Below are 26,771 nucleotides of genomic sequence, written 5' to 3'. Positions count from 1 at the left end.
GGGAGTGTTCGATGAGGTTTGTTGTACGATCGCTGGTCCTGTTTTTCCTGCTCTATCCCTGCGGCACCGCAATCGCGGACGACTACCCCTCCCGGCCGGTCACGATGATCGTGCCCTTCTCCGCCGGCGGCCCCGGCGACGTCATTGCGCGCATTCTCGGCAACGCCATGAGCGCGACGCTGAAGCAGTCCATGGTCATCGAGAATGTCGTCGGCGCCGGCGGCACGCTCGGCACCAACCGCGTCGCCAAGGCCGCGCCCGACGGCTATACGCTGCTGCTGATGCATGTCGGCCAGGCCACTGCACCCGCGCTCTACGCCAAGCTGCCGTTCGACCCCGTCGGCGACTTTGCCCCGATCGGGCTGGTCACGGATGTCCCGATGCTTCTCGTGACGCGGCCGAATTTTCCAGCCAAGAATCTCAGCGAACTGATCGCGCATATCCGCAACAACGGCGACAAGACCACCTTCGGCAATGTCGGTCTCGGCTCGGCCTCGCAGCTCTGCGGCCTGATGCTGATGAGCACCACCGATACGAAACTCACGCCGATCTACTACAAGGGCGGCGGGCCGGCGCTGAACGACGTCATTGCCGGTCATATCGACGTCTATTGCGATCCCGCGACGGGACCGACGCCCTATATCCAATCCGGCACCATCAAGGGCTATGCCATCACCAGCAAGGCACGTGTCGCGACGCTGCCTGATGTGCCGACCTCGGCGGAGGCTGGCGTTCCCGAATTCGACGTGACGACCTGGTATGGTCTCTACGCACCGCGCGGCACGCCGAAGCCCGTGATCGACCATCTCGTGGGCGCGCTCCAGACCGCGCTGAAGGATCCCGCCCTGATCAGCCGCTTTGCCGAGCTCAGCATGGCGCCGGTCGAGCCCGACCGCGCAACCCCGCAAGCCCTCGAAGCCTTCCTGAAGTCCGAGATCGGCAAATGGGGACGGATCATCAAGGCCGCCGGAATCGAACCACAGTGAGTGAGGACGGCCGCACCGGCGGCTGTTGCTCATGTCTCGTCCTCCCGTCTATATGGTCTCACCCATCACCGTCTTCGCGGCCCCCACATTCCGCCCAGGCGGAGGTCGACCGGAGTATCTGCATCGATGACTGACCGAGCCGAGACCATTGCCGCGAAGATCGAGGCCTTCATCCGCACCGAGGTGATCCCCTATGAGAAGGATCCGCGGACGGGTCCGCATGGTCCGAGCGACGAACTCGTGCAGGAATTGCGCGCCAAAGCGCGCAAGGCCGGTGTTCTGACGCCGCACATTCTGCCGGATGGATCTCATCTGACGCAACGCGAGACCGCGACGGCCTTGATCAAATCCGGCCTGTCGCCGCTCGGACCGCTGGCGTGCAACACCATGGCGCCCGACGAGGGCAACATGTACCTGCTCGGCAAGGTCGGAACCGCCGAGCAGAAGGCGCGCTTCCTGGAGCCCCTGGTGTCGGGCAAGGCGCGTTCGGCGTTCTTCATGACCGAGCCGGCGGATGAGGGCGGCGCGGGATCTGACCCGTCGATGATGCAGACCACATGCAGGCTCGACGGCAATCACTGGGTCATCAACGGACGGAAGAAGTTCATCACCGGGGCTGAAGGCGCTAAAGTCGGCATCGTCATGGCGAAGTCGGCCGACGGCGCCTGCATGTTCCTGGTCGATCTGCCTGATGCCGCGATCCGCACGCTGCGCGTGCTGGATACGATCGACAGTTCGATGCCCGGCGGGCATGCCGAGATCGAAATCGAGAATCTTCGCGTCTCCGCCGACCAGATGCTCGGCGCGTCCGGCGAAGGCTTCAAATATGCGCAGATCCGCCTCAGTCCCGCGCGCTTGTCGCACTGCATGCGCTGGCTGGGTCTGGCAATCCGCGCCAACGAGATCGCCACTGACTATGCCTGCCGCCGTCACGCGTTCGGAAAACCGCTGGTCGACCACGAAGGCGTCGGCTTCATGCTGGCGGAGAACCTGATCGATCTCAAGCAGTCGGAGCTGATGATCGACTGGTGCGCCGGCGTGCTCGACACCGGCTCGCTCGGGACGACCGAGAGTTCCATGGCCAAGGTTGCCGTGTCGGAAGCCTTGATGCGCGTCGCCGATCGCTGCGTCCAGGTGATGGGAGGCACCGGCGTTTCGACCGAAACGATCGTCGAGCAGGCTTTCCGCGAGATCCGCGCCTTCCGCATCTATGATGGTCCAACGGAAGTCCACAAATGGTCGCTGGCCAAGAAAATCAAGCGCGACTGGAAAGCCGGACAGCATTGAGCGGCTGGCGTTGCGGCGCCCTCACCTCGTGCTCTTCAGCCGATCCGCCATGCGCTCGGCGATGGCGACCGTGGTCAGATGAGTGTTGGCGCGCGGGACCTCCGGCATGATCGAAGCATCGATCACCCGTAATCCCGTGCATCCGATCAGCCGGCACTCGTGATCGACGACCGAACGCGCATCGTCCTCCGCACCCATGCGGCAGGTGCCGCTGGCGTGCTGGGCGTCGCTGCACTCGGCGAACAGCCAGTCATCCAGCTCTGCGTCGCCAAGCGCTTCGTCTATCGAGCGTCCGCTGGCGCCGTAGTCGACGCGGTGAGCGATATCGGTCACCGCAGGCTGCAGGCAGATATCACGCAGACGGCGAACGCCATCGCGCAGGCGCGCCAAATCGCGAGAATCGGACAGCATGCGCTCCTCGACGGCCGGATCGACCTCGGGGTCCGTCGTCGTGATGCGGACGTGGCCCTGGCTGAAGGCCTGATAGACGGAGACGGCGATGCGTCCCAGCGTGACTTCCGCCATCGATTGCTGCGAGCGGGCAAGATTGCCGGCGATCATGATCATGTCGTTGTCGCCGGCATCTGCAAGGCCAGATGAATAGCGCAGGCAGCAATTGGTGTGCCGGTGCATCAGCGTATTGACCTGGCTGCCGTCGCGCAAATGCAGCAATGCGTTGACGATGGGGTGGTCGAGCAGGTTCTCGCCCACCGGCAAATTCGCGCGGATCGGGATGCCGAGCCTCTCCAGCAGGGCGGCAGGCCCGATGCCGGAGCGCTGCAGGATGGCCGGCGAATGGATGGCGCCGGCGCAGAGGATAACCTCACGCGTCGCGCGAGGCGTGTAGGATTGGCCGTTCACGCGGACCAGGACGCCGCTGGCGTGCAGCCGGTTGCCTTCAAAGGTGATGGTGTCGACCAGGGCATGACCGACGATGTCGAGGTTGGCCCGACCGCGCGCCGGCTCCAGGTAGCCGTCATTGGTGGAGATCCGCAGCCCGCCCTCGCTGTTGATGGCATAAGGCGAGACGCCGGTACCATCAGGCGCGTTGTGATCTTCGCACCAGCCATAGCCGAGGCTGAGTGCCGACGAGCGCAGTGCCCGGTCGACATTGCCCCAATCCGGGATCGGAGCCCGATACACCGGGATCGGACCGCGATCGCCGTGATAGGGTGCGTCCGGGAAATTCTTGTCGGTTTCGAGCTTGCGGAAATAAGGCAGCATCTCGTCCCACGACCAGCCGGTGCAGCCCGCGGCCGCCCAGCGGTCAAAGTCGTCGGGAACAGCGCGGATCGCGATCTGACCATTAATCGTCGAACTGCCGCCCATGGCGCGGCCACGCCAGAGCAGCAGCGGCTGCTGCCGCTCGGTGCGTCGCGCCAGCAGCTTTGGCCAGCGGAAGTCGTCATCGCCGATGGCGCGCATCGGGTTCGGAATCCGAATGTGCTCCGGCGTGGTCGCGGTTCGCAGATCCTGCCCCGCCTCCAGCAGCAGCACACGGTGACCGGGGTCTTCGCTGAGGCGCGCCGCCAGCGTCGCTCCGGCGGAACCTCCGCCGATGATGATCGTGTCGTATTCCTGTTCAATCACGTCTGGTCACATCCCTTGATCGCTATCGACGGTCAGTTGCCAGCTATGTGGCGCAACGTGATCCGCGTCAACTCGGATGGACGTCCAAGCCGCAGCGCAAAGCCTGGCCACAGCGCGGTGCCATTGTTCACGTAGAGCGTCATCCCGCCGACATCGTAACGGCCCGAGACGAAGCCGGCGTTTTCGCGTGCAGCCAATCGATCGATTCCCCAGATCAGCCCTCCGTGCGTATGCCCCGACAGTTGCAGTGCCACGCCGAGTTTGGCGGCGTGCCGCGCGTCGCTCGGCTGGTGGTCGAGCAGGATGACAGGGCCGTCGCTGGGGACGCCTTGCAGGACCGCGCCAAGGTCGCGTACGGGATGCGTACCGCGGCGCGACGCCCGGTCGGTGATGCCCGCGAGGACCAGCTTGCCGCCGTTTCGCTCGATGACGATATGCCTGTTTTCGAGCGACAGCAGGCCCAACGTCGCGAAGTGCGCCATCCAGCCGTCGTAGCCGAAGATGTATTCGTGATTGCCCGAGATCACGAAGACGCCATCAGGCGCGTTCAAATCCCGCAACGGCTCGATGTCGGTGCGTCGCGCATCGGGCGTTCCGTCGATCAGATCTCCCGTGATCGCGATCAGGTCAACGCCGAGCTTGTTCGATCGCTCGACGACGGTGCGTGCCCAGGACGCGGGAAACAACCGGCTGATGTGAAGATCGGTCAGTTGCAAAATGGTGTAACCGTCGAATTGCCGCGGAAGTCCGGCGATCCCGATTTCGATGTCTTTCAGCGGCGGAATCCGCATGGCCTGATGAACGCCGATCGCGGCCGCGACGGCGGCCAACCCAGCCAGTCCGTAGCGGACGTCGTCGGGCGCGCTCACGACGCCACCATTGAAGGGGATTCCGAGCAGAAGTCCCACATCGAGCGCCAGTTGCAGCAACGCCAGCAGAACGATTGCGCCGAACGCCCAATTGAAGAGGGCAACCACCGGTCGTGGAAACTCGGGGGAAAACACCGAGCCCGACGAGAGCTTGCTCCACCGGTGAAACTGCAATGCGACCAACGCGAGCGCGGCCGCCACGATCTTGGCCCAGAGCGGCAAATCCATCGGCCATAGGAAGCGGGTCAGGATCAGCAGATAGATCAGGCCGAATATGAGTTGGGGAATCGGTCCTCTCCGCAGGAGATTGGTATGCCGCGGCCCCTCTAGACGCTTCTTCTCGCGATCGGGGATCGGACAGCGACAATCATCTATTGACCGCCGCGCATTTGCAACGGGGTTCCATTGCCGCAGGCTCGGCTGAAGAACATCTATTCAGTGCTCTCCATGGCAAGTGACGCCAGCGACGTCCCGGCGAAAGGGACGTGCGGCCGACTTGCCGACATCACCGAGGATTACTGAGGATTCCTGCCGTGCGCTTCGTCCGATCTCTTCGTTTCTTCGCCGCGTCCGTTTTGACCGTATCGTTGCTGATGAGCGCGAGCGGCGCGAGTGCCGGTGCCTGGCCAAGCCGGACGATCAAGCTGGTCGTGCCGTTTCCTCCTGGCGGCGCCGCGGACACCGTTGCCCGCGTTTACGCCGACAAGCTGAGCGAAGCGCTCAAGCAGCCGGTCGTGATCGAGAACAAGGCCGGCGCAGGCACCGCAATTGCAGCCGAAGCCGTCGCCAGCGCGGATCCCGATGGCTATACGTTGTCGCTGGCTCCCGCCGGCCAGCTCACCATCCTGCCGCACATCAACAAGGAGATCAGGTACGATCCCTTCAAGAGCTTCGCGCCGGTCTCGAACCTGGCGACGGTCCCCTACGTGCTGGCAGCCAGCCCGGACACGCCGGTCTCCACCGCCAGGGAACTCGTCGCCGCGGCGAACAAGGATCCCGGCAGGCTGACCTATTCGTCCTGCGGTCCCGGGACGCTGTGCCATCTGAGCGGCGAGCTATTCCAGCGCCAAACCGGAACGAAGCTGCTGCACGTGCCGTTCAAGGGCAGCGCCCCGGCGGTGAATGCCCTGTTGGGCAACGTCGTCAATCTGTCGTTCGACACCCTCACCGTGCTCGCGCCGCAGATCCGCGACGGCAAGGTGAAAGGCCTCCTCGTCACCAGCCGCGAGCGGTCGCCGCAGCTTCCCGACGTCCCCACCGCTGCCGAAGCCGGCGTGTCGGACTTCGTCGTCGATTCCTGGTTCGGCCTGGTCGCGCCCGCAGGTACGCCGGCTGAAATCGTCCAGCGCTTGAATGCCGAGATCGTCCGCATCGGAGCCGAGCCCGATGTTCGTGCTCGGTTGGAGGCTCAGGGACTGCTTGTAACCACCTCAACGCCCGAGGGCTTCACCGACACCATCAAGGCCGACTACGGCCGCTGGGGCAAGGTCATCAGAGATTCGGGCGTCGAAGTCTTTTGAAGTCCGTTGTGACGCCACAGTACGAACCCAGGCAAAGACGCAGGCATCGGTGCGTCTTTGCGGCGCACTCGGCTTCTTCCTTGCCGTCGCGAACACTGGAGGCATTGGTCGCGCCGCAGACGATCTCCACACCGCCCAATCGAACGTGACCCAACGCATCCGTGGGATCGAGCTCGAACTTGGCGTACAGCTTTTCCATAGGTCGAAGCGGGGCGTGACCCTCACGTCGATGGGAAGCCGGCTTCTGCCTTATGCCGAGCGGATCCGCGATCTGCTGCAGGAGGCGCAGCGCGCGTGAAAGACGAGATCGCACCAGGCGCTGGCCGCAGGCGTAGCGGCCGATCGCTCCGAGTGTCGAATTTTATCTAGCGTCTTTCGGACTGATAAGCTTTGTCGGTTTTCCTTATCAGTCCACGAACTGACTCCGTTTGTGGTCGCCAGCTGATTCCACTTGCGACCAAAGCTTATTAGCCCGGGCAATACGGCCTTGTTCAGCCCTGTCGGCGACGGGCTGGAAGCATCCATGCGTTCGGATACAGGGGTGTCTGTCAAACCATTTTGATATCGCACGCTTTTTCGGGCGATGCCGGGCGACATCTACGGCCCTCGCCACGTCACCTTGCGGGGATGGAATGCGCTGTTGCTAGTCCAAAAGCGGAAATCGCCGCGTCCGGAAGCGTGTAAAACGTGCCTACCTCAACGAGATCGTGACCTGGCTGATATTGGCCGCAAGTTCGAGCCCTGCTTTCGGGCCTTGCAGCACGATGGTGATGCCCTTCTCGTTGCGGAGATGGACGCCGTTGAGGCCGCCGACGAGCGCAAAGCCGCCGCCGACGGAGCTGTAGGTGCCGGCGAAGTCACCGACCTCGCGGATATCGGAGGCCCAGCCGTCGAGGCGACCGATCGTAGCGCCGGCCGTGATGCCGAAGCTCAGGCCGGTGATCCTGAATGGGTAGGTCTTGCCGCGATAGGTCAGCACGCCACGGCCGGCGCCGCCGCCGAGCAGGAGGCCGGCCTTGACGATCTTGACCCGGACGTGGCCGGCCGCTTGCGCGAAGGACGGCGTCACCGGCGAGGCGAGCCCGAGGGCCAGCAGGAGGACCGCAAGCAGGCGGAGCCCGCGCCCGCGCCGTTCAGGGTTTTGCCGCATCGACCTTCTTCCAGGTCTCGTCGGGATCGAACAGCGTGGTGCGCTCGGCGATGAACTCGGTGCGCTTGCCGAGATCCTTCTGGTAGACGGTACCGGCATGATTGACCAGGAAGGTCATCACGCCGGAATTGCCGTATTCGGCAGGCCAGGCGATCAGCGCGAAGCCGCCAATCATCTTGCCCTTGACGACATAGTTGAGCGCACCGCCCGGCGCATCCCGGCCCTGCCCCTTGAGGATGCGGAAGTAGTAGCCGTGATAAGGCGCGGGCCCGACATCACCTGATTTGTAGCCCTCCTTCGAGGCTTCGGCCGCGAGCGCCCCGAGCGGACTCGGATCGCTGTCGTCGCGCCAGAACAGCCCGTCTTTTTTGCCGGGCGACGAGACGATACGCTGGGCGTAGACACCGGCGCCTTCACCGCGGTCCTTGTCGGCATATTCGTTTTGCGCGTCGACATAGGCGAGCGCGGTCTGGATCGCGTCGAGCTCGTTGCGGCCGATGCGGCGGCGAAGCACCTCGATGCGTCCCTCGGCGGTGTCGAACTCCCAGCCAGTCCTGGTGTTGACCAGCGGAATCGGGAACGGGAAGTCATCCGGCCCCAGCATGAGGGTCGCGGTCTTGTTGCCCTCCGCCTTGATGCCATGCCTGGCGTCGTACATCGAGGTGAAGCGCGCGCGGATATCGTTGTCGGCGACCTCGTCCCCCGACGAGACGATGTCCTCAGCGGCCCTGCCGAGCACTTTCAGGATGTCGGCGGGTCCGCTCTTGACGGCGGCGGCCAGCGCGGCTGCCGCATCCTCCGGCGACTTGTAGGACTGCTGCGCGTAGGACGGATTTGGCAGTACCAGCGTCAGCAGGCCGAGCAGAGCCGCATGCCGAAGCCATTTCGGTCCGTTCATGGCATCACCTCCGCAGGGATCTTCGCACCGCCAGCGAGCCAGTCGCGGTAGGTCCGGAATGTCAGTCCAAGCTTCTCGTAATGGACGCGCAGATAACCGTCGCCGCCGAGGGTCACGGCACCAGGCATCACCTGCTCGACCTCCTGCGCCATCACGCCGACATAGACTTTCTCGCTCCCGATGTAGCTGAAGCGGTAGTAGCCGAGACCACTGGCGAGATGGCCGAGCAGGACAATGTCGTGCTTCAGCGCGATATCGGAGCGCCGGCCACCGCCGCCGCCACCACGGAAGCCACCACCACCACCGCCACGCGCGGCCATTCCGCCACCGCCGCCGCGCCCGGCGAAACTCGGCCCACCACCGCCCCCCCGCGGCATGCTTGCCATGCTCGATCGTCCGCGGGCGGATGCCGCGGCCGCCGCCCGGCCCGAGGAGACGTTCATCGCGCCGCCACGATTGCCGCCACCAGCGCGGTTGCCTGCGCCTCCGCCGGCCCGGTTCGCAGCCTTGGCCCGGTCGCCGCCGCCCTTGGCGCGATCACCACTGCCCTTGGCGCGATCGCCGGCACCAGCACGATCGCCACCACCCGGTCGATCGCGCGTCCCTGCGCTGGGACGATTGCCTGCACCCGGACGATCTCCGCGATTGCCGGCGCGATCGCCAGCTCCGCCGCGATCACCAGGTCCGCCACGATCACCCGCGCGATCGCCAGCTCGATCTCCCGGGCCGCCCTGATTGGGACGCAGCACCTGGTTGCCGTCACGCCCGCGGAAATCCATGCGGTCCGAGGCCCCCGCGCGGACGTTGTTGTTGCCGAAGCGCTGCTGGACGCTGGTGTTGTTGTAGCGCACGCCCTGGCGATGCGCCGGATTGTGCTGCCAGCCGTTGTTGATGTTGGTGGTGCGATGATTGACGTAGACGTTGCGACTGCCCCAGTTGCAGCCGCCGCCCCAGTAGTTGCCCCAGCGTCCGATCGCCCAGGCCGTGCCGAAGGCGATACCGGCTGCGACCACGCCCGCGCCGATATAGGAGGGATAGCCCCAATAATACGGCGGATATTCCGCATAAGGCCACGTGCCGTAGACGGTGGCGGGATCGTAATAGGGCACGTACATCGTCGAGGGGTCGGCCTGCTGGATCACGATGGCCTGCTTGCCTTCCTGGCTCTGCACGCTGACCTTCTGCTGCTTGGTGGTGACGAGCTTCTTGTTGTCATAGGCCTTGCTGCGCAGACGCTGGATCGCATCCATCACGTCAGGCTGCTGGGCCAGAAAGGCATCACCGAGTTTCTGGGTCCATTCGAGCTTGTCGCTCATCATGGTGAGGACATCGGCCGTGCTTGCGAGCGCCTTGATGCTGTCGTCCCAGCCCTGCTTGTCGACTTCGGTCTTGAGCGCATCGCCCTTCAGGGTCTTGCGCTCCTTCAGAAAGCGGTCAGCCTGAACCACCTCGAGCGGATAGGTCGAGGCCGCCAAGACATTGGCCAGCAGTTCGTCGGGATAGAGCGCGATCGGCGCGACCAGCGCTTCGAGCTGCGCCGGCTTCAAGAGCTCGGCAGTCGGAGCCGGTGGAGTTACGGACTGCGCCTGAGTGCCCGGGCTCGCCGGCGCGGCGGTCTGCGCCGGCGCCGCGACCGGAAGCGCCAACATCAGCGCAAGCGCCATCAGGGTCGTCTTGCCGCAGCGAAACATCACACCCTCCATCGGACTTTGCGTCGGCGAGAATCCGGCCGGTGCGAGGGGGTTTGTTGATCGAGATCAAGGAACGGCAGCTTCGCCCGATTGTTGCGGCGCGAGAGTGCCATGATCGAGCGTGATGTCGGCCGCTATCCGATGATCGGATACCTGATCGTGAAAAGCGCGCCGCCCGACGGCTGGTTCTCGGCAACAATCGTTCCGTGATGGGCCTCGACAATGGTCCTGACGATGGCAAGTCCCATACCCATACCCTGCGGCTTGGTCGTGAAAAACGGCTTGAAGACGTTGGCAAGGTCGCCAGCCGCAATCCCGGAACCGGTATCGGCGATCTTGATCTCGGCCTGATTGCCCACGCGCGATGTCGATACGCTCACCTCGCGCCTCTGCGTGTCGGCATCGGAAACCGCATCCATCGCGTTGATGATCACGTTGAGCACGACCTGCTGGAGCTGTACGGGATCACCCTTGACGCGAAGATCGCTCAGGATGGGCAGATAGATCAACATAGTGCGCCGCCCGTGGGCAACCGCGGCCACGAGGTCGATCGCTTCCCGTACCGTGTTATTCAGTTCGATGTCCTTGATCTCGAACGGCGACTTCCTCAGGACACTGCGCAGCCGGCGGATCACCTCGCTCGCGCGCTGGTCGTCACGTCGGATGTCAGCCAGAATCAGACGGATCTCGTCGATGTCGGGCGAAGCGCCACTGAGCATGAGCTCGGCCGTCTCGGTGTTGGTCAGGATCGACCCCAGCGGCTGATTGAGCTCATGCGCGATCGAGGTCGTCAGTTCGCCGACGGCCGAATAGCGGTTGGCGTGAGCGAGCTCGGCCAGACGTTGGCGCGATTCGACCTCGGCGACCCGTCGGCGTTGACGCTCGTGGAGCAAGCCGCTGATCAGGCCGGCCTGCACCAGAATGATCGCGGCGATCAGCACGATCTCCCGGTGGTAGACCTCCCACATCGTCGGCGTCCGAAATACGACTTCACTGTCGGCAGGCAGACTGCTTTCGCTGATGCCCCAGCGCTGCAATTCCCGCCAATCGTATCGCGGCGGTCCGAACTCGATCGTTTCGTATTTGATGCTGGCCGGCTTTTCGCCGCCAAGGATGCGCGTGACGGCATCGACAGTCCTCCGGCTGGTCTCGCCGGTCAATTGCATCGGGCCACCGACGGTGCCGTCACCGAAGAAGGCCTCCTGATAGGAAAAGATCGGGGCGCTGGCGACCGCGCGCAGCCTGCGCAGCGCGAGGTCGCCTTCGTGAACAATGCCGGCTGCATCGACCGACATCAGGCCCCAGAACAGCACGGTATCGGACGGAAGCTTCGCGGCGTGCTTGAGGATCTCCTCGAACGGCAGGTCCGAATACCAGACGAACTCGACGCGATCGCTCAGCGGCTTCAGCTCCCGCTTCACCTCGTCGATCCAGAATTTCTCCAGCGGCGAGGCGCCGATCACCATGCCGACGGTCTTGGTGTCCGGCCTCACGCGCAGAATATTGCTGAACGCGGCCATGAAATCATTGCGGACCGCGACGACGACGTCGTTGTCAGTGAGATCGTCCCGCTTGAGCAGCCGCTGCTCGACCACGGTCAACACCATGGGCGTATCGGGAAAGAGCTTTGCGCGGTATCGCTGCACGAACCGCGCGGCAGGCGCGCCGATGCTCAGTACGATGTCGGGCGGCGCGCCCTGGTAGAGCGAGTCCAGGTAGTCCACGAAGGGCGCTTCCGGGCCCGGATTGTTGAAGCGTGCGGAGAGCAAGGTGTGCTCCTGGATATCGAGCGGCCAGGGCGATTGGCGCTCGAGCCCGGCCTTGATGCTCCGCGCATATTCGCTCCAGGGCCGAAATTCGCGGCCGAAGGAATGCAGCATCAGCACGCGCTTGAGCTCGCCGCGCGGGTCGCGCTCGACCGCGTCAGCGGGACCGGAAAGGATGCAGGCGGCGAGCAAAAGGCCAAGGCCCAGCCACGCGGCCGCAAGCGGCCACGTCTTCACCGACGCAATGAACATGCGCCCGCTCATCCTCGTCCCCCGACGGCTCTCTTCGGCCGCTTCGAGGCGCAATCCTAGCGGGGGCTGCGCCATTGTGACAGCCCTGAGGACGTCGTTAGGGGCCGTTAATGACCGCTCAGCACCAGCGTCTGAATGGGCAGCAGCAGCGCCTGGATGCGTAGCAGCAGCGCGTGGACCAGACCGACTCCGTCGACGACGTGCAGCGCGATCTTTCGGCTGGTCGGCGTGTCCCTGGCAGCGATCTCCTCGTGATTGCTGGTATAGGCGTTGACAATACAGCTTGACCCCGGTGTCACGCCCTCGAGGCCACCCTTGTAGAGCGGCTCCAGGAACACCAGAATGGTGCCGGGCCGCACCGCGTTCTGCGCCTCGAGCAGTTGCTCGCCGGAACGGAACTGGCCGGCCGCGATGTAGTCCTGCACCGTCGTGATCACCATCGGAATGATGACCCACGGCTTCGAGATGCAGGTCGCCTCCGCCACCATCCCGGTCTTCATCACCTGCGCCTCGATCTGACCGAAGCCAGCCTGAAGGACGGATCGGCCGGCTTCCGCCGGAATCAGGATACCCGCCGGCCGCATCAACTGGTTGACGACGTCGCCGGGACGGACAAGGAACTGCTCGACGCGCCCGTCAATGCCGGCGCGAACCTGTGTCTTGTCGAGATCGACCTGAGCTTGATCAAGCACCGCCTCGGCACTCGCCTTCTGCGCCGGAAGAGAGGTCGAGACCTGTAACGCCGCCGACTGCCGCGCGGCGGTCACGGCATCGATCCCGGACTGACGCTGATCGACCAGCACCTGCAACTTCTCGATGTCGCGCTGCGGCACGATGCCGGGATTGCGGCGCTGCAAATCGATCTTGACGTCGAGCTCGTCCTTGGCCTGCTGGTAATTTGCCTTCGCTTCGCCAATCTGCGCCTCGGCCTTGACCACGTCGGCCTGGGCCGACTGCATGGTGGCATCCACCTCGGCGATCTTGCGCCTGGCGGTCTCGACCGCAGCCTGTTGCTTCGAGGCGTCGAGCGTGAACAGGACGTCGCCCTTCTTCACCTCCGCGCTGAATCCGACCTTGACTTCTGCTACGCGGCCGGAGCCCTCGGGCAGGATCGGCACGGTACGGAAATAGAGCGTCGCGTTCGACGTCGTTGGATGGAAATAGAAGATCATGGTGATCAGGGAGACCGTCAGCATGAGGCAGCCGGTAATGCCCCAGCGCAGCTCATACCAGATCGAGAAGAAAGTGATCTCCTTGCCAAAGCGCTTGCCCTGGACGTAGCGGCGGTAGAGATAGTCTGGCAGGATCGTCAGCAGCGAGCAGAACATCAGCTCAAACATGGCTGTGCTCCTTCTCCTTGGCAGGCCCCGGCTCGTCCGTCGGCGGCGGCGCATCACCGCCCGCGGGCAGCGGGCTGGTCGCCGCCGCGTCGCCGTCTTCGGGCGTCGCATCAGCGATCTTCTCGACGGAATCGGCGATGCTGCGTAGCGGGCCGCCGAAGTCGGGAATGTCGATCATGGCCAGCAGCAGACCTGCGATCCAGAAGATGTGCATGTGCGTGAAAAGCGAGATCAGGCCGAGCACGGCGACGAACTCGAATTGAAGCTTCTGCGATTTGTGCGCCATGCGCTCGGGCAGACTGTGCAGCTTCCAGTACAGCGTGCCGACCCAGAGCACGGTGCCGATGAGGAAGATCCCCATCACCACCATCAGCGTATCGATCCCGCTTCCGGGCGCCAGATAGAACGGCAGGTGATGCGGCGCCATTGGATGAAGCTGTTCGCTCAAGCGTCTCTCCCCATCACGGGCGCAGCCGGTGCTGCGTTGCTGCGCGACTGTGGTCAGGTGGATCGCGGCTTTGCTTGATTTGGATCAAGGGAATGCCCCCGGCCCCGCCTAGCCTTCGGGAAACGCGCAGTCCAGAGATGGGAGCCGTCAGCCATGCCCGGCATCGATAATCTGATCCCCAGCGCCACGCAGCTCCGGAAAGAGTCCGCGCTCAAGGAGGCCGAAAAGGCCGATGAGTATGTGCGCCTGGCCGCCGCCGCCGACGCCGAGAAGCGCGCGCTGATCGAGCGGCTGAGCAAGCCCTCCGGCAAGAGCGAGGAGGAGAAGATCAAGCTCGCCGCGACCATCATTCAGCGCGCCGTGCGAAACGGCCTCACCGAGGTCATGGTCTATCGCTTTCCCAATTCGCTCTGCACCGACAAGGGGCGCGCCATCAACCAGATGGAAAAGGGCTGGGAGGCCACGCTGACCGGAATACCGAAGGAAATCTTCCAGCTCTGGACTGACTATCTGAAGCCGCGCGGCTATCGCATAGCCTATCAAGTGATCGATTTCCCGGGCGGCGTGCCCGGCGATATCGGCGTGACCATCTCGTGGGACGAGTGATTGCCGACGGACGCAACGGTGAATGGACGAGCATGGCCAGGAACGCGTCTGCAGAAAAGATGAAGCGGAAGGACTACGAGAAGGAGCTCCAGAAGCTCCAGGTCGAGCTGTGTCATCTCCAGGAGTGGGTCAAGGCCCACAAGCTCAAGGTGATCATCATCTTCGAGGGGCGCGATGCCGCCGGCAAGGGCGGCACCATCAAGGCATTGACCGAAAAAGTGAGCCCGCGGGTCTTCCGCGTCTGCGCCCTGCCCGCACCATCGGACCGGCAGAAATCCCAGCTGTTCCTGCAACGCTACATCGAGCAATTCCCGGCCGGCGGCGAAATCGTGATCTTCGACCGCAGCTGGTACAACCGCGCGGGCGTCGAATATGTCATGGGCTTCTGCTCGCCGGCCGACCACGAGCGCTTCCTGGAATTGTGCCCGCTGGTCGAGAAATTCGCCGTCGACGCAGGCATCATCCTGATCAAGCTGTGGCTCGAGGTCGGGATGGAGGAACAGGAACTCCGCTTCAGAGCGCGGATCGAGGATCCGCTGCGGCAATGGAAGCTCAGCCCGATGGACACCGAGTCGTTCGGGCGCTGGTACGACTACTCGCGCGCCCGCGACATGATGTTCGAGGCCACAGATACCAAGCATGCGCCATGGCGGCTGATCCGTTCCGACGACAAGCGGCGCGCGCGACTCAATGTCATTGCGCACATCCTCAAGACCATCCCCTTCAAGACGATCGCGCGGCCCAAGGTCAAAATGCCGAAGCGCTCCAGCAAGGGACGCTACGACGATCAGGCCAGCCTGCGCAGGATGAAGTTCGTCGAGGAGCGATATTAGGTCTCATCAGGCCCGCCGGGAGCGCGGGCCTGATGAACTCAGCGTTCATTTCAGGCGGATCGTCACGCCACCGACCGCGGCCGACACCTCCGCGCCGACCTTCGGGCCACTGAGCTGCAGGATGACGCCATTGCCGTTCTGCAACTGGACGGCGCCGGCACCTGCCGCAACGGCACCACCCGCCCCGCCGGCTGCATAGGATCCTTCGATCGACTGCGGCCCCTTCAGATTGAGAGCGCGGCCGACCAGCTTGGTCGTCGATGCGCCAATCGTAAAGCCGACGCTCATGCCTGAGACCGTGAAGGGATATTTGTGGCCGCGGTAGAGCAGAACACCCTCCCCGCCGCCCACGCCGACGATGAATCCGCCCTTGGTGAAGACGACGGCCACCTGGCCGGTGTCGGCGCGCGAGGACGTACTGAAGCCGGTCACGGCTGCAAGCGAAGCCGCCAGGGCCGCTCCGATGGTCAATCTTCTCATGGCGTTGTCCCCTCTGTTTATTGTGCCAGCAGCATGGCGAAGTAGCCGAAGATCGTGAGCAGGATGCCCGAGACGGCATAACCGACCGGGAATCCGATCCAGGGCACGGAGCTCTGGATTTCGACCGCGGCCTCGCGGCACGGGCCGGAATGCGACCGCGCACCGGCAACGCCCCCCATCAGCACGGCCGGGTTGATCTTGAAGATGTGGAAGCCGATCGCCCAGACGATGAACGGCGGGATCGTGCAGGCGATGAAGCCGACGATGAAGATCTTCAGCGCAATGGCTCCGGTGAGTTGCGACAGCAGTCCGGCGCCGGCATTGACGCCGACGATGGCGACGAAGACGACGAGGCCGAGATCCTCGAGCACGTTGCGGGCGGCATTCGGCGTGTTGCCGAAGAACCGCAGACGCGACACGATCGAGGATACGATCACGCCCGACAGCAACAGCCCGCCGGCGTTGCCGAGGCCGACCCTGGCGCCGAACGCGGGGAAGTCGACCATGCCGATCAGGAAGCCGAGGATCATGCCGACAGCGAGCGTCAGCAGGTCGGTCGACGTGTTGGTCCGCGCAATGCGGCCCCACATCTCGCCGAGCTCGTTGACAGCTCCTTTGAGGCCGACCACGGAGACGATGTCCATCCGCTCCAGCTTGGTCTTGAGACCAGCCGGGATCTGCACGCCGCCACGTTCGACCTTGGTCACCTGCAACTGGCCGGCGATCGCGGTATCGCGGAAGGACTCGAAGGTGCGCCCCACGATCTCCTTATTAGTTACAAGGATATCGGCCTGGTCCATGGGAATGCCAAGCGTCTTGTGGTCAGCGACTTCGGGGCCGATCAGGCCCATCTTGTCGGTGAGATGCTCGGTCGAGCCGCCGAGCGCAACGATGTCGCCTCTTTGCAGCACGAGGTCGGGATCGGCGCCTTGCGGCTCACCGCTACGTCCGACATTGACGATGCGGTATTCCGGATTCATCGCGCGGAACTTGCCGATGGTCGTGCCGATCTGTGCCGGATTTTCCAGCCGGTAGGCGCGCAGGCCGAACTGGCGATAGCCAGTCAGGCCGCCACCCTCAAGATCCTTCACGCCGAACTCCTGCTCGTACGCTCGGGCAGCGGCCTTGGCATCGACGCCCCACCAGCGCGGCAGATATTTGCAGATCAGGATGATGCCGACGGTGCCCCAGATGTAGGTGATGCCATAGGACAGCGCGATCATGCCCGAGGCCTGCTCGGGCTTCATGCCTTCCGGCAGCTTGACGACGCCCGACGTGATCGCCTGCTCGGCCGACCCGATCGCCGCCGACATGGTCTGCGAGCCCGCCAGCATGCCGCCGGCGGCACCAACCGGCAGATCGAATAGCTTCGCGCCGAGCACGACCAGCCCGAGGCCGAGCACGCTCGACACCAGCGCCAGGATGCAGAACTTCAGACCATCGCCCTTCAGGCTGTTGATGAAGGACGGACCGACACGCAGGCCCACGCCGTACATGAAGAGATAGTAGAACAGGCTCTTGGCGAAATTGTTCAGCTCGAGCTTCACGCCATAGGTCGATGCCCATACCGACAGGCCCGCACCGACCACGATGGCGCCGGCGACCATACCGAGGCCATAACCCTTGATGCTGGCCCGGCCGATATAGACGGCGAGGCCGACGACGAAGAACAGCAGCAGATACGGGTTCTGCTGCAGGAACGTGAAAAAGCCCTGCATGTTCGTCCCCTCTCGCCTTATGACGCGGCCTTGAGCTTCGGTTGAGCACCCGGCTTGGGCCGCCCGAGCTTCGCCAGGGCTTCGGCGCGCACGAGCTTCAGCCCCTCCTTGGCGTCGTATCCGTGGATCTCTTTCACATCGAGCTTGCGCATGAAGTCGATGGTTTCCTGGGTGATGACCTGGCCGGGCACCATGATCGGGAAGCCAGGCGGATACGGGATCACGAAATTGGCAGAGACGAGCTCAGGCCCAGCCTTCAGCCGCCGGTCGATCTCGGGATCGCCAAGGCGGATGTGTTCGCAACCCGCCACGTCATAGGCCGCGTAGAAGCCGGTGCGGATGTCGCCCTCGTTGGTCTTGGCACCGGCATCGCCGCGGAAGCTCGGGTGGAAATGCGAGAAGTTCGGCAGGTCGGGGACGTCCTTCATCAAGCTCGTCACCCGCGCTTCAAAGGTTTTCTTCGCGTTGGCGCCGCCTTGCGACAGCCCGCGATCGACTTCACCCGCAATTTCGGCGAGCACGCGGATCAGATGGGCAACGTCGCTGCGGGTGTTGTTGATGTTGGATTGGAGCAGGACCGAATTGCGCGAGGTCTTGTTGACCTGGATGTTGTAGTCGTTGGCCAGGATCCCCTTGAACTGGGTGCCGTCGTAGCCCGCCGTGCCGCAGACCAGCGTCATCCGGCTCGGATCGAGGCAGAACTCGTCCTCGTCGAGGCTCTTGAGCGTATTGGCCCAGTTCACGCCGGCCGCGAGATAATCGGTGAAGCCGCTCTGGCGATATTGCGCCGGCACCATGGCATCGGCGCCGAGGACGCGGAAATATTTCGAGATCAGAGGATTGGAGTTGACCGCGTGGCGAATTGCGAGCGCGATCTCCATGGCGTTGGCGACGAGCCCATAGCCTTCCAGCTCCATCTGGCGTCGTGAGACGTCGAGACTGGCGATCAGCTGCTGGTTCGGGCTGGTGGAGGCGTGCGTAAACACGGCCTCCTTGAACTGCTGCTCGACCGTGTGGAAGTCGACGTCCTTGACCGACAGCATGGAGCCCTGCCGGATCGCCGACATCGATTTGTGGGTCGAGTTGGTCTGATAGACGCGCAGACGGATCTGGCGCGGATCGGGCATCAGCCGGGTCTTGAGGAGCAATTCGTCGGTCGGGTTCTTGCCCAGCTCAGCCTGCTGCTTCTCGTAGGCTGCGACCGACTTGGGATCGTGCATCCAGGCCTCGATCTCGTTGGCGGCGCCCATCGCGGTCCGCCGCCGCAGGAACGGCGAGAAGCGCGCGAAGCCGAACCAGGCCTCGTCCCACAGGAAGATCAGGTCCGGCTTGATCGCGAGACATTCCTCCATGACCCGGCGGGTGTTGTAGATGTGGCCGTCAAAGGTGCAGTTGGTGAGATCGACCATCTTGACGCGGTCGAGCCGGCCGTCGGCCTTGGCGCCAAGCAGCGCCTGCTTGATCGTCTTCAGCGGCACCGCGCCATACATCGAATATTCCGTCATCGGAAAGGCTTCGACATAGAGCGGCTGGGCGCCGGCGAGCACCATGCCGTAATGATGCGATTTGTGGCAGTTGCGATCGACGATCGCGATGTCGCCGGGCGCGAGCAGCGCCTGCACCGCCATCTTGTTCGAGGTCGAGGTGCCGTTGGTGACGAAGAAGACACGATCGGCACCGAGCGCCCTCGCCGCCTTGTCCTGCGCCTTCTTGATGTTCCCGGTCGGCTCCAGCAGGCTGTCGAGCCCGCCGGTGGTGGCGCTGCTCTCGGCCAGGAACAGGTTCAGGCCGTAGAATTCGCCCATGTCACGGATCCAGTCCGACTTGAAGACGGACTTGCCGCGGGCGATCGGCAGCGCGTGGAACGTCCCGATCGGACGCTGGGCATATTTCTTGAGATTGTCGAAGAAGGGCGTGTCGTAGCGATCCTGTACGCCTTCGAGGATCGACAGATGCAGCTCCAGCAGGTCCTCGACCGAATAGAAGATGCGGCGAGCGACATTGGCCTCGGGATTGCCGGCCATCTCCTCCACATTGCGATTGGACATCAGATAGAGGTCGAGCTCCGGGCGAACCTTCTTGATGATGTGGGCGAGCCGCAGCGCAGAGGCATCGGATTCGTCATTCAATCCGGCCGACGACGTCATCGTACGCAGCACGGGTGCATCATGGCGGGAACGCAGCACAAAACCTTCGTTGATGACGACGGCGGCGAGATTGGGATTGAGGATGGTGGCGCAGAATGCGTCCTCGAGGCTGCCGACGATCACCGGCTCGTAGATGAACTGATCGACCGGCCGCCGCAGCTTGCGCCATTCGGCGGCGAGCGCCGGCCAGCTCCCGCCGGAGAGGCCCGTGACGATCAGAGTCTCGAAATAAGGACGACGCGCGGTGTGCTGCCCGAACATTTGAGGCACCAGATCTGGTGCCTCACCACTGCCTTCATCGTTCACGTTCCAGTCGCCGGCGTGCTGGCGGAAAGACCGCGTGGTCAGTGCATGCGCAATCCGCGTGGCGAGGGCCAGTGACCCTGCCGCATCGCCGGCCGACGCAGCCTCGCGCAGGGCCGCCATCAATTGCAGGCCGGGATAGCCGTGATATTCCTCCGTGACGGACAAATCGGCGAGCGCGGCGTCATATTTCGCGCGGTCCCCGCCCCGGTCCCACAGCTTTGCGGCCTCCACCAGGTCGCGCCAGTCATCAGCTCGCCCTCCGGGCCCGGAAAAGAACTGATCGATGCGCTTCTGAGCGGGCTTCGTATCCTTGGACATATGTCTCTCCCGATCCCCGTCCGCCGATGGCATGGCTGATTGGCGGATCGTGGGTGGGGTACCGGGCGCTCCATTGATCCAAGTCAACGGTCGGGTGCATTCTGATCAGGCCGACGCCGACCGGTTGGTCGGGTCGGGATGATGTTCCCCGAGCACGCTATCGAGTGACCGCAGCCACTGGCCGCTGTCGGTCTTCTCCGCCAATCCCTCCGCCCGCAGCAGATCGCGCAACTGCGCGTGCGCGCCGACGATGCAGAGCGTGATCCGGCGCGAAGCAAGCTCGTCATGGAGATCATGCAGCATGCGCGCGCCGGCAAGATCGATATAGGGCGACGCCGACAGATCGCAGGCAACGAGACGGACATCCGCCGATGTCCGGAGCGAAGCCAGCACCGTATCGAGAATCGTCTCGGCATTGATGTAGAGCAGCGAGGCTTCGGGACGGAATGCAATGACACCGGCGAGCGGCTCGACATCCTTATGCCTCGCGCTGTCGGAATAGCGGCCGGTCCCTGGCAGACGACCCAGGAATGCTACGTTCGGCTTCGAGGCCCGCGCCAGCAGCAGCAAGATCGAGGCGATCGAGGCGAGCAGAATGCCCTGGAGGATGCCCAGCAGCAGCACCGACACAAGCGCGATCGCGGCCGCGTAGAAATCGATCCGGCTGACCTGCCACATCCGCATCAGCGCCCGGATATCGACCAGCCTGTAGACCGCGGCAAAGACGACGGCTGCGAGCACCGCTTTGGGCAAATTGGTCAACAGTCCCGTAAAGAACAGCAGGGACAGCCCAAGCGCTGCGGAGCAGATCACCAGGGCCAGCGGTGTCCGTGCGCCGGCGCTGTCGTTGACCGCCGATTGCGACAGGCCACCGGCGACGGGGTAGCCGTGACCCAAAGCGGCAGCCAGGTTTGCGGCGCCCAGTCCCAGGAACTCCTGGCGCACATCGAGCCGATAGCCATGCTTCGCAGCAAAGCTGCGGGCCGCGGAAACGCCTTCGATATAGGCCAGCAGCACGCAACCGGCCGCGAGCGGAAACAGCTCGTCGAACTCCAGGAGACCGAAGGTCGGGATGCCCAGCACCGGCAACCCCTCCGGTATCTTCCCGGTAACGGGCACACCCATCGCCGGCAGCCCGAGGATCGTTGCCACCGCGATGGCCAGCGCCACGGTTGCGATGCCGACCGGCTTGCCCGGCAGCCACCGTTCCCCGATCAGGAGCAACACCAATGCAGCCGCTCCCATCGCCAGAACCAGTGGTGCGGTATCGCCGAGTTGCCCGATCAGCTTGAACGCGCGCTCGAAGAAATTGTGGCCGCCGCCGGCAACCCCGAGCAGGCTCGGCAACTGGCTCATGATGATGGTGAGGCCCGCGCCGGCCTTGAACCCGACCAGGATGCTGTCGCTGACGAGCCGCACGAGCACGCTGAGCTTGAACAGCCAGGCGATGCAGCACAGCACCGCCACCGCGAAGGCCGCAAGGCTTGCGATTTGCGCATAGCGATCGGCATCGCCGCCGGCGAGCGCGCCGACGGTCGCGGCGATCATCAGCGAGATCGCCGAGGTGGGACCGATCGCGAGTTGCCGGGACGCGCCGAGCAATGCGTAACCGATCCCGCCCAGCATGTAGCCGTAGACGCCGACCTGCGGCGGCAGGCCGGCGAGCGCCGCATAGGCCAGCGAAACCGGAATGGCGTAGGCTGCGAGCGTGATGCCGGCCACCGCGTCGGATGCCAGCCATTCGCGCCGATAGGCCGAGAGCCAGCCGACAGGTGGAAAGAACCGCGTCCAGCTCTGTTCGGACGGAGGATTCATTGCTCTCCCTCCTGACGGGCAACTTCGCAACGCAAGAGCACGATCACAAGTGCAACCACGGGAATTCCGAGCGCGAGATCTGGAATGCTCTTGGTGGCGAAGGCTCCGACCGCGGCGCCAAGGCCAAACACCGCACACAAGGCGGCGAAGATGCCCGACCGGCGCAACGTTTCCGGCGGCGCTCCTCCGGACACGACTAAGAAGACGCTCTCGATCGCTTGGCGCAAATTGCCGGTCGCCATCACGGTGTTGCAGACGACCCCCTCGACCTTGGTGAAGATCGCGGTCTGCATGGCCGCAACGCAGGAAATGCCGAGCGTGCCGGCGAGATCCGGCAGGCGATTGTGCAGGATCCCGATCGCGATCAGCAGCAGAATCTCGATCAGGGTGCTGATCGTGCAGGCCCGCTCGCCGGTCGCGCGCCGCAGCCAAGCCGCAATCACGATCCCGAAGGAAAAGGCCAGCAGAGACGGCACAAAGTGAAGTGCCCTGGTCCAGTCGCCGGCGGTCGCATAGACCCAGAGGAAGATCAAATTGGCGGTCTGGGCATTGGCCATCACACCGTGGATGATCCAGGTGTAGGCATCGATATATCCTCCCGCAAAGGCAAGCAGCAGCACGGTCTCGACCGTTTCGTCGCGACGGACCGCGCCGGCAGCGACGTCAAGGCTACTCATGACGGCAATGCCGGCTGTCGCAGGATGTCCATCACGTCATAGGCGCAACCCTGTCCGTACCAACGCTTGATCTGGATCAAGCAATCTCCTCTCGCCACCAATCAAATCGCGGCAGCGCGCCGGGGGACATGAGACCATGGGCACCGTCAGGTCGATCATCACCACCGCACCGGAGATCTTCCTGCTGCTGGCGATTGCGATCGGCACTGTCCTCGGCCGCCTCAAGATCAGCGGCTTCTCGATTGGCACCACGGCCTGCATCCTGATCGTCTCGGTCCTGATCGGACAGCTCGGCAGCTTCGCCTTCCCACCGATTCTCCGTGCGATCCTGTTCAGCCTCTTCGTCTTCACGATCGGCTACCGCTCAGGGCCCGAGTTCTTTGCGTCCCTGAGCGTCCGAACCCTGGCGCAGGTGGTCCTGGCGCTGGTGATCGGCAGTACAGGCCTCGTGCTCGTGCTCATCTTTGCCCATATGTTCAAGCTCGATACCGGGACAGCCGCCGGGCTTACCGCCGGCGCGCTGACACAGTCTTCTGTGATTGGCACCGCATCGGGCGCGCTGGCGCAGCTTGGCCTTCCTGCCGAAATGTTGAAGCAGCAGGAAGCCAATATCGCCGCCGGCTATGCCGTGACCTATGTGCTCGGCTACATCCTGACCTTGCTGTTCGTGCCGTTCGTTGCGCCGCGGCTGATGGGGATCGATCTGAAGGCGGAAGCAGCGAAGCTGGAGGCGGAGTTAGCCGGCGGCACGCCGGCAAAGGCGGACAATCTGTCCTATCGCAAGTTCCAGGCGCGTGCCTATCGCGTCTCGGCGGCCGCGGGCCGCACGGTCGAGGCCATCGAGGCGGAGATCGGCGGCCGCACCGTCATTGAGCGGATCGTCCGAGATGGCGCCGACATCCCGCCGAACCGCGCCTCCATCCTCGAAGCCGGTGACGATGTCGTCCTGACCGGCCCGACCGCGGCGATCGTCGACGCCGAGCCCGTCATCGGCCCGGAGGTCGACTCTGACGAGTTGTTGCGCAGCCTCCCCGGCAACGTGATCGAGGTGCTCGTGGAGAACCGCAGGCTGCACGGCCGCTCGATCAGGGACGTCGCCGAGATCGTCGGTGATGGCGCGCGCGGCGTCTTCCTGCGTTCCCTCACGCGGATGAGCCGGGAGGTCCCGCTCGGCCCCGAGACGCGCGTCTATCTCGGCGATGTCATGACGCTGGTCGGCAGCACCGGCAATATCGCGCGCGCGACAAAGCAAGTCGGTCACGCCCTCAACACCAGCGACCGCACCGACATCGCGTTCCTCACCATCGGCGTCGCCGCAGGTCTTCTGGCCGGCCTTGTCAGCTTCAAGGTCGGTACGGTCGCGCTGACTCTGGGCGGCGGCGGTGGTGCGCTGATCGCGGGCCTCGTCTGTGGCTGGCTGCGTTCCCGCAATCCCGCCATGGGTGCACTGCCGCCGGCGGCACAGCAAACCCTGAGCGATCTCGGGCTCGGCGGCTTCATCGCGGCCGTCGGGCTCGGCAACGGGCTCGCTGCGTGGTCGGCGATCCAGGCCCATGGCCTGCTGCTGGTCGGTATGGGTGTCGTGGTCACACTGGTTCCGCTGACGGTCGGAACGCTGGTCGCCTTCTATCTGCTGCGCATGAATCCGGTCGTGACCTGCGGTGCGCTGGCCGGCGCCATGACTGTGGATGCCGCCGTCACCGGTGCCTGCGACGTCGCCGAGAGCAAGACCCCGGTGCTGGGTGTTGCCGTGCCCTACGCGGTCGGCAACGTCGTGTTGACGGTGCTCGGACCGATCGTCGTCGCTGCGACCTCCTCAGGCTGAAGGAACATGCGATGCGCCGGATCCTGGCAATGATCCTCGCGACAGTCCTGCTGCTTCTCGCCGCGTTCGAGGCGCCTGCACGCGCCGAGGATGACGTCCGCATCCAGGAGGAGATCTGGGCGCTCCCGTTGCCGCTGCCGATGTTTGCTTATCTGGTCCGCCCCGTCGGTGATGGCCCCTTCCCGCTGGTGATCATGAACCACGGGGTATCGCTCAATCCGACCGACCGCAGCTTCTTCCCGCTGGTGGAATTCCGCGATGCCGCAAAGTGGTTCGCCAGACGCGGCTATCTGGTGGTCGCACCGGTCGGCAGCGGCTATGGCGCGGCGGCGATCGACATTCCCGAGCGCGGTATCTACGGCCCGTTCTTTTCGAAGGTCGGCAAGTGCGCCAATCCCAATTTCCACGATGCGGGTCTTGCCGTCGCGCAGGTCGATCTCTGGATCATCGACTACATGGCGGCCGAGAGACGCATCATCCCGAAGGACGTAATCGTGGTCGGCCAGTCCGCCGGCGGCTGGGCTTCGATCGCATTATCGAGTGTGAATCCGCCGCAGGTGAAAGCCATCATCACGTTCGCCGCCGGTCGCGGCGGGCGGGTCGGCGGCAAGCCGAACAACAACTGCGCGCCCGACAAACTGGTCGAGGCTACCGCCGATTTCGGCCGGACCGCGCGCGTGCCGATGCTGTGGATCTACATCGAGAACGATACGTTCTTCGGCCCGGAGCTGTCGAAGCGCATGCATGCGGCATTCACGGCCGCCGGCGGCCGGGCCGAATATCATCTGATGCCGCCGTTCGGCAACGAAGGGCATTTCTTCATCGGCTCGCCGGATGCAATTCCGCTCTGGTCGCCGCTGGTGACGAAATTTCTGGACGCGCAAAGATAGAGCCCGGTGACGGAGATGCGACCATGCCCAGCGCCCGCCGCGACTGTATCGCAGCCCTTCCATTCGCCCTCATCGCCACGATCCCAGCGTTATCTTGTCTCGCTGCGCAAGCCGATAAACCTGCCGAAGTCATGACAAGGGGTCAGCGCGACGCGAAGGACATCACCTACGGCGATTGGCAGAAACTCTGCTTCAAGGCGGGTGGCGCGCCCATGCTCTGCCGAACCTCGATATCAGGCAAGTTCCCGACCGGCCAGATGGCCGTGCGCATCGACCTGATCGAGCGAGAGGGCGCTGCGGCGCGACTGCAGCTCTTCGTGCCCGTCGGGATGTACCTGCAACGGCCGGCCAAGCTGACCGTCGATCGGGGCAGTCCCGTCCGCCTGCCCTACAGCTGGTGCCTGACCAATGCCTGCATTGCCGCAGACGTCGCACCGGCAGCGATCGTCAAGCAGATGGAGTCAGGCAAGACGCTGGTCCTGGAGACCGTCGACTCCAACCTGCTTGCATTGACGACATCGGTGCCGCTGGCCGAGTTCGCGTCCGTCCGCAAGGGTGCACCGGCCAGGACGCTGGAGCAATATGTCGATGAATGAGCGGCTCACACAGGGCACGCGACTGCAGCGCGCCAGCTAATCGCCGTTCGGATCGAGCATGCCAAGCCGCTCCGCGATCGAAACCAGCTCCGCGAGCGATTCAACCTGCATCTTCTCCATGACCTGGTGGCGGTGCGCTTTGATGGTGCGTTCGGTCGTTCCGAGCTCGTGGCCGATCTGCTTGTTGATCTTGCCGCGCACGATGAAATCGAACACCTGTCGCTCGCGCTGTGTCAGCGAGGCGATGTTTGTGCGGAACGCCTCGAGCCTGCCGCGCTGCCCGCGTGCCGCGTGCTGCCGCGCGAGCGCGCGCTCGATTGCGTCGAGCAAGACCTCCGACGAAACCGGCTTGGTCAGAAAATCCTCGGCACCCGCCTTGATCGCCCGCACCGTGGTCGCTGTGTCGGCATGCCCGGTCAGAAAAATGATCGGCAGTGTCGAGCCCGAGGCGATCAGATGGCTCTGCAACTCGGGACCACTCAGGCCGGGGATCTGCACGTCGAGCAGAATGCATCCAGGCTGATCGTTACATGGCGGGCCGTCCAGCAGATCCTGCGCCGATGCGTAGGTCGCTACGTCATAGCCGGCGAGCTTCAGCCGGCGCTCGATCGCCGTCCGGAACGATGCGTCGTCATCGACCACGTGGACAAGGCCCGGCACCCCTTCACCTCTCGCTCAGAGTTCAACGATGGCTGCCGAATGACCGAAACGGTACTCCGTAAAGTAGTCCTAAAATCGAAACGACGCTTGCAAACGACACGCC

Annotated in this window: 22 protein-coding genes and 1 pseudogene; 9 read left to right on the top strand and 14 right to left on the bottom strand. The window is 64.2% G+C overall.

Annotated elements, in window-relative coordinates; genetic code table 11:
- Positions 1 to 11 precede the first annotated feature (11 nt).
- On the top strand, positions 12 to 986 hold the full coding sequence (locus tag FNV92_RS09915; RefSeq protein WP_143841132.1) for a tripartite tricarboxylate transporter substrate-binding protein: 975 nt from the start codon (positions 12 to 14) through the stop codon (positions 984 to 986).
- Between the two features lie 126 nt (positions 987 to 1,112).
- Positions 1,113 to 2,273 (top strand): acyl-CoA dehydrogenase family protein, encoded by a 1,161-nt coding sequence (locus FNV92_RS09910; protein ID WP_143841133.1) that lies wholly within the window; start codon positions 1,113 to 1,115, stop codon positions 2,271 to 2,273.
- 21 nt (positions 2,274 to 2,294) lie between these two features.
- Here the strand turns inward: FNV92_RS09910 and FNV92_RS09905 are convergent, their stop codons facing one another.
- The gene (locus FNV92_RS09905; RefSeq protein ID WP_143841134.1) at positions 2,295 to 3,863 is read right to left on the bottom strand and encodes a GMC family oxidoreductase; all 1,569 of its coding nucleotides are present in this window, start codon (positions 3,861 to 3,863) and stop codon (positions 2,295 to 2,297) included.
- A 32-nt stretch (positions 3,864 to 3,895) separates the two neighbouring features.
- Positions 3,896 to 5,020 carry a metallophosphoesterase gene (locus tag FNV92_RS09900; protein WP_143841135.1) on the bottom strand — a complete coding sequence of 375 codons (1,125 nt, stop codon included), beginning with the start codon at positions 5,018 to 5,020 and terminating at the stop codon, positions 3,896 to 3,898.
- 287 nt (positions 5,021 to 5,307) lie between these two features.
- Here FNV92_RS09900 and FNV92_RS09895 point away from each other — a divergent pair, with 287 nt between their 5' ends.
- Both FNV92_RS09895 and FNV92_RS09890 read left to right on the top strand, forming a co-directional pair.
- Positions 5,308 to 6,252, top strand: coding sequence for a Bug family tripartite tricarboxylate transporter substrate binding protein (locus FNV92_RS09895; RefSeq protein ID WP_244623733.1), 945 nt, complete (start codon positions 5,308 to 5,310; stop codon positions 6,250 to 6,252).
- 49 nt (positions 6,253 to 6,301) lie between these two features.
- Positions 6,302 to 6,538, top strand: a pseudogene (locus tag FNV92_RS09890) (LysR family transcriptional regulator); the annotation flags it as partial.
- A 405-nt stretch (positions 6,539 to 6,943) separates the two neighbouring features.
- Here the strand turns inward: FNV92_RS09890 and FNV92_RS09885 are convergent.
- The 6 genes from FNV92_RS09885 to FNV92_RS09860 form a co-directional block, all read right to left on the bottom strand.
- Positions 6,944 to 7,402, bottom strand: coding sequence for a hypothetical protein (locus FNV92_RS09885; RefSeq protein WP_143841138.1), 459 nt, complete (start codon positions 7,400 to 7,402; stop codon positions 6,944 to 6,946).
- Positions 7,386 to 8,300, bottom strand: coding sequence for a DUF2950 domain-containing protein (locus FNV92_RS09880; RefSeq protein WP_143841139.1), 915 nt, complete (start codon positions 8,298 to 8,300; stop codon positions 7,386 to 7,388). The genes FNV92_RS09885 and FNV92_RS09880 overlap by 17 nt, the downstream gene beginning before the upstream one ends.
- The gene (locus tag FNV92_RS09875; RefSeq protein ID WP_168213278.1) at positions 8,297 to 9,991 is read right to left on the bottom strand and encodes a DUF3300 domain-containing protein; all 1,695 of its coding nucleotides are present in this window, start codon (positions 9,989 to 9,991) and stop codon (positions 8,297 to 8,299) included. The genes FNV92_RS09880 and FNV92_RS09875 overlap by 4 nt, the downstream gene beginning before the upstream one ends.
- Before the next feature lie 134 nt (positions 9,992 to 10,125).
- The gene (locus tag FNV92_RS09870) at positions 10,126 to 12,021 is read right to left on the bottom strand and encodes a sensor histidine kinase (protein WP_143841141.1); all 1,896 of its coding nucleotides are present in this window, start codon (positions 12,019 to 12,021) and stop codon (positions 10,126 to 10,128) included.
- Between the two features lie 95 nt (positions 12,022 to 12,116).
- The gene (locus FNV92_RS09865) at positions 12,117 to 13,349 is read right to left on the bottom strand and encodes an HlyD family secretion protein (protein ID WP_143841142.1); all 1,233 of its coding nucleotides are present in this window, start codon (positions 13,347 to 13,349) and stop codon (positions 12,117 to 12,119) included.
- A complete protein-coding gene (locus FNV92_RS09860) occupies positions 13,342 to 13,776 on the bottom strand; it encodes a hypothetical protein (RefSeq protein ID WP_143846048.1) in 435 nt (144 codons plus the stop codon). Before FNV92_RS09860 ends, FNV92_RS09865 begins: the two co-directional genes overlap by 8 nt.
- A 174-nt stretch (positions 13,777 to 13,950) precedes the next feature.
- On the opposite strand from FNV92_RS09860, the gene FNV92_RS09855 reads away from it, so the two are divergent.
- Positions 13,951 to 14,403, top strand: a complete 453-nt coding sequence (locus FNV92_RS09855) for a hypothetical protein (protein WP_015686079.1) — start codon at positions 13,951 to 13,953, stop codon at positions 14,401 to 14,403.
- A 32-nt stretch (positions 14,404 to 14,435) separates the two neighbouring features.
- Positions 14,436 to 15,236: a polyphosphate kinase 2 gene (gene ppk2 / locus FNV92_RS09850; protein WP_143841143.1), complete on the top strand. Its 801-nt coding sequence runs from the start codon at positions 14,436 to 14,438 to the stop codon at positions 15,234 to 15,236.
- Positions 15,237 to 15,281: 45 nt separating this feature from the next.
- Here the strand turns inward: ppk2 and FNV92_RS09845 are convergent, their stop codons facing one another.
- From FNV92_RS09845 to FNV92_RS09825, 5 genes are all read right to left on the bottom strand, one after another.
- Positions 15,282 to 15,716: a hypothetical protein gene (locus FNV92_RS09845; protein WP_143841144.1), complete on the bottom strand. Its 435-nt coding sequence runs from the start codon at positions 15,714 to 15,716 to the stop codon at positions 15,282 to 15,284.
- Between the two features lie 17 nt (positions 15,717 to 15,733).
- Positions 15,734 to 17,434, bottom strand: coding sequence for an aspartate:alanine exchanger family transporter (locus FNV92_RS09840; protein WP_143841145.1), 1,701 nt, complete (start codon positions 17,432 to 17,434; stop codon positions 15,734 to 15,736).
- Positions 17,435 to 17,451: 17 nt separating this feature from the next.
- Positions 17,452 to 20,205: a decarboxylase gene (locus tag FNV92_RS09835; protein WP_143841146.1), complete on the bottom strand. Its 2,754-nt coding sequence runs from the start codon at positions 20,203 to 20,205 to the stop codon at positions 17,452 to 17,454.
- A 105-nt stretch (positions 20,206 to 20,310) separates the two neighbouring features.
- Positions 20,311 to 22,020, bottom strand: coding sequence for a SulP family inorganic anion transporter (locus FNV92_RS09830; protein WP_143841147.1), 1,710 nt, complete (start codon positions 22,018 to 22,020; stop codon positions 20,311 to 20,313).
- A complete protein-coding gene (locus FNV92_RS09825) occupies positions 22,017 to 22,697 on the bottom strand; it encodes a YoaK family protein (RefSeq protein ID WP_143841148.1) in 681 nt (226 codons plus the stop codon). The genes FNV92_RS09830 and FNV92_RS09825 overlap by 4 nt, the downstream gene beginning before the upstream one ends.
- A 136-nt stretch (positions 22,698 to 22,833) precedes the next feature.
- Here FNV92_RS09825 and FNV92_RS09820 point away from each other — a divergent pair, with 136 nt between their 5' ends.
- From FNV92_RS09820 to FNV92_RS09810, 3 genes are all read left to right on the top strand, one after another.
- Positions 22,834 to 24,522, top strand: a complete 1,689-nt coding sequence (locus tag FNV92_RS09820) for an aspartate:alanine exchanger family transporter (RefSeq protein ID WP_143841149.1) — start codon at positions 22,834 to 22,836, stop codon at positions 24,520 to 24,522.
- An 11-nt stretch (positions 24,523 to 24,533) separates the two neighbouring features.
- Positions 24,534 to 25,412 (top strand): alpha/beta hydrolase family protein, encoded by an 879-nt coding sequence (locus FNV92_RS09815; protein WP_143841150.1) that lies wholly within the window; start codon positions 24,534 to 24,536, stop codon positions 25,410 to 25,412.
- 131 nt (positions 25,413 to 25,543) lie between these two features.
- Entirely contained in the window at positions 25,544 to 26,008 is a 465-nt protein-coding gene (locus FNV92_RS09810; protein WP_416377749.1) for an invasion associated locus B family protein, read from the top strand.
- A 36-nt stretch (positions 26,009 to 26,044) separates the two neighbouring features.
- Here FNV92_RS09810 and FNV92_RS09805 read toward each other — a convergent pair whose 3' ends face one another.
- Positions 26,045 to 26,668 (bottom strand): response regulator transcription factor, encoded by a 624-nt coding sequence (locus tag FNV92_RS09805; RefSeq protein WP_143841152.1) that lies wholly within the window; start codon positions 26,666 to 26,668, stop codon positions 26,045 to 26,047.
- Positions 26,669 to 26,771: the final 103 nt, after the last annotated feature.

Source organism: Bradyrhizobium cosmicum, assembly GCF_007290395.2.
Lineage (GTDB): Bacteria > Pseudomonadota > Alphaproteobacteria > Rhizobiales > Xanthobacteraceae > Bradyrhizobium > Bradyrhizobium cosmicum.
Note: the sequence above shows the minus strand (reverse complement) of the source record. Positions and strands in the feature narration are given on the sequence as shown.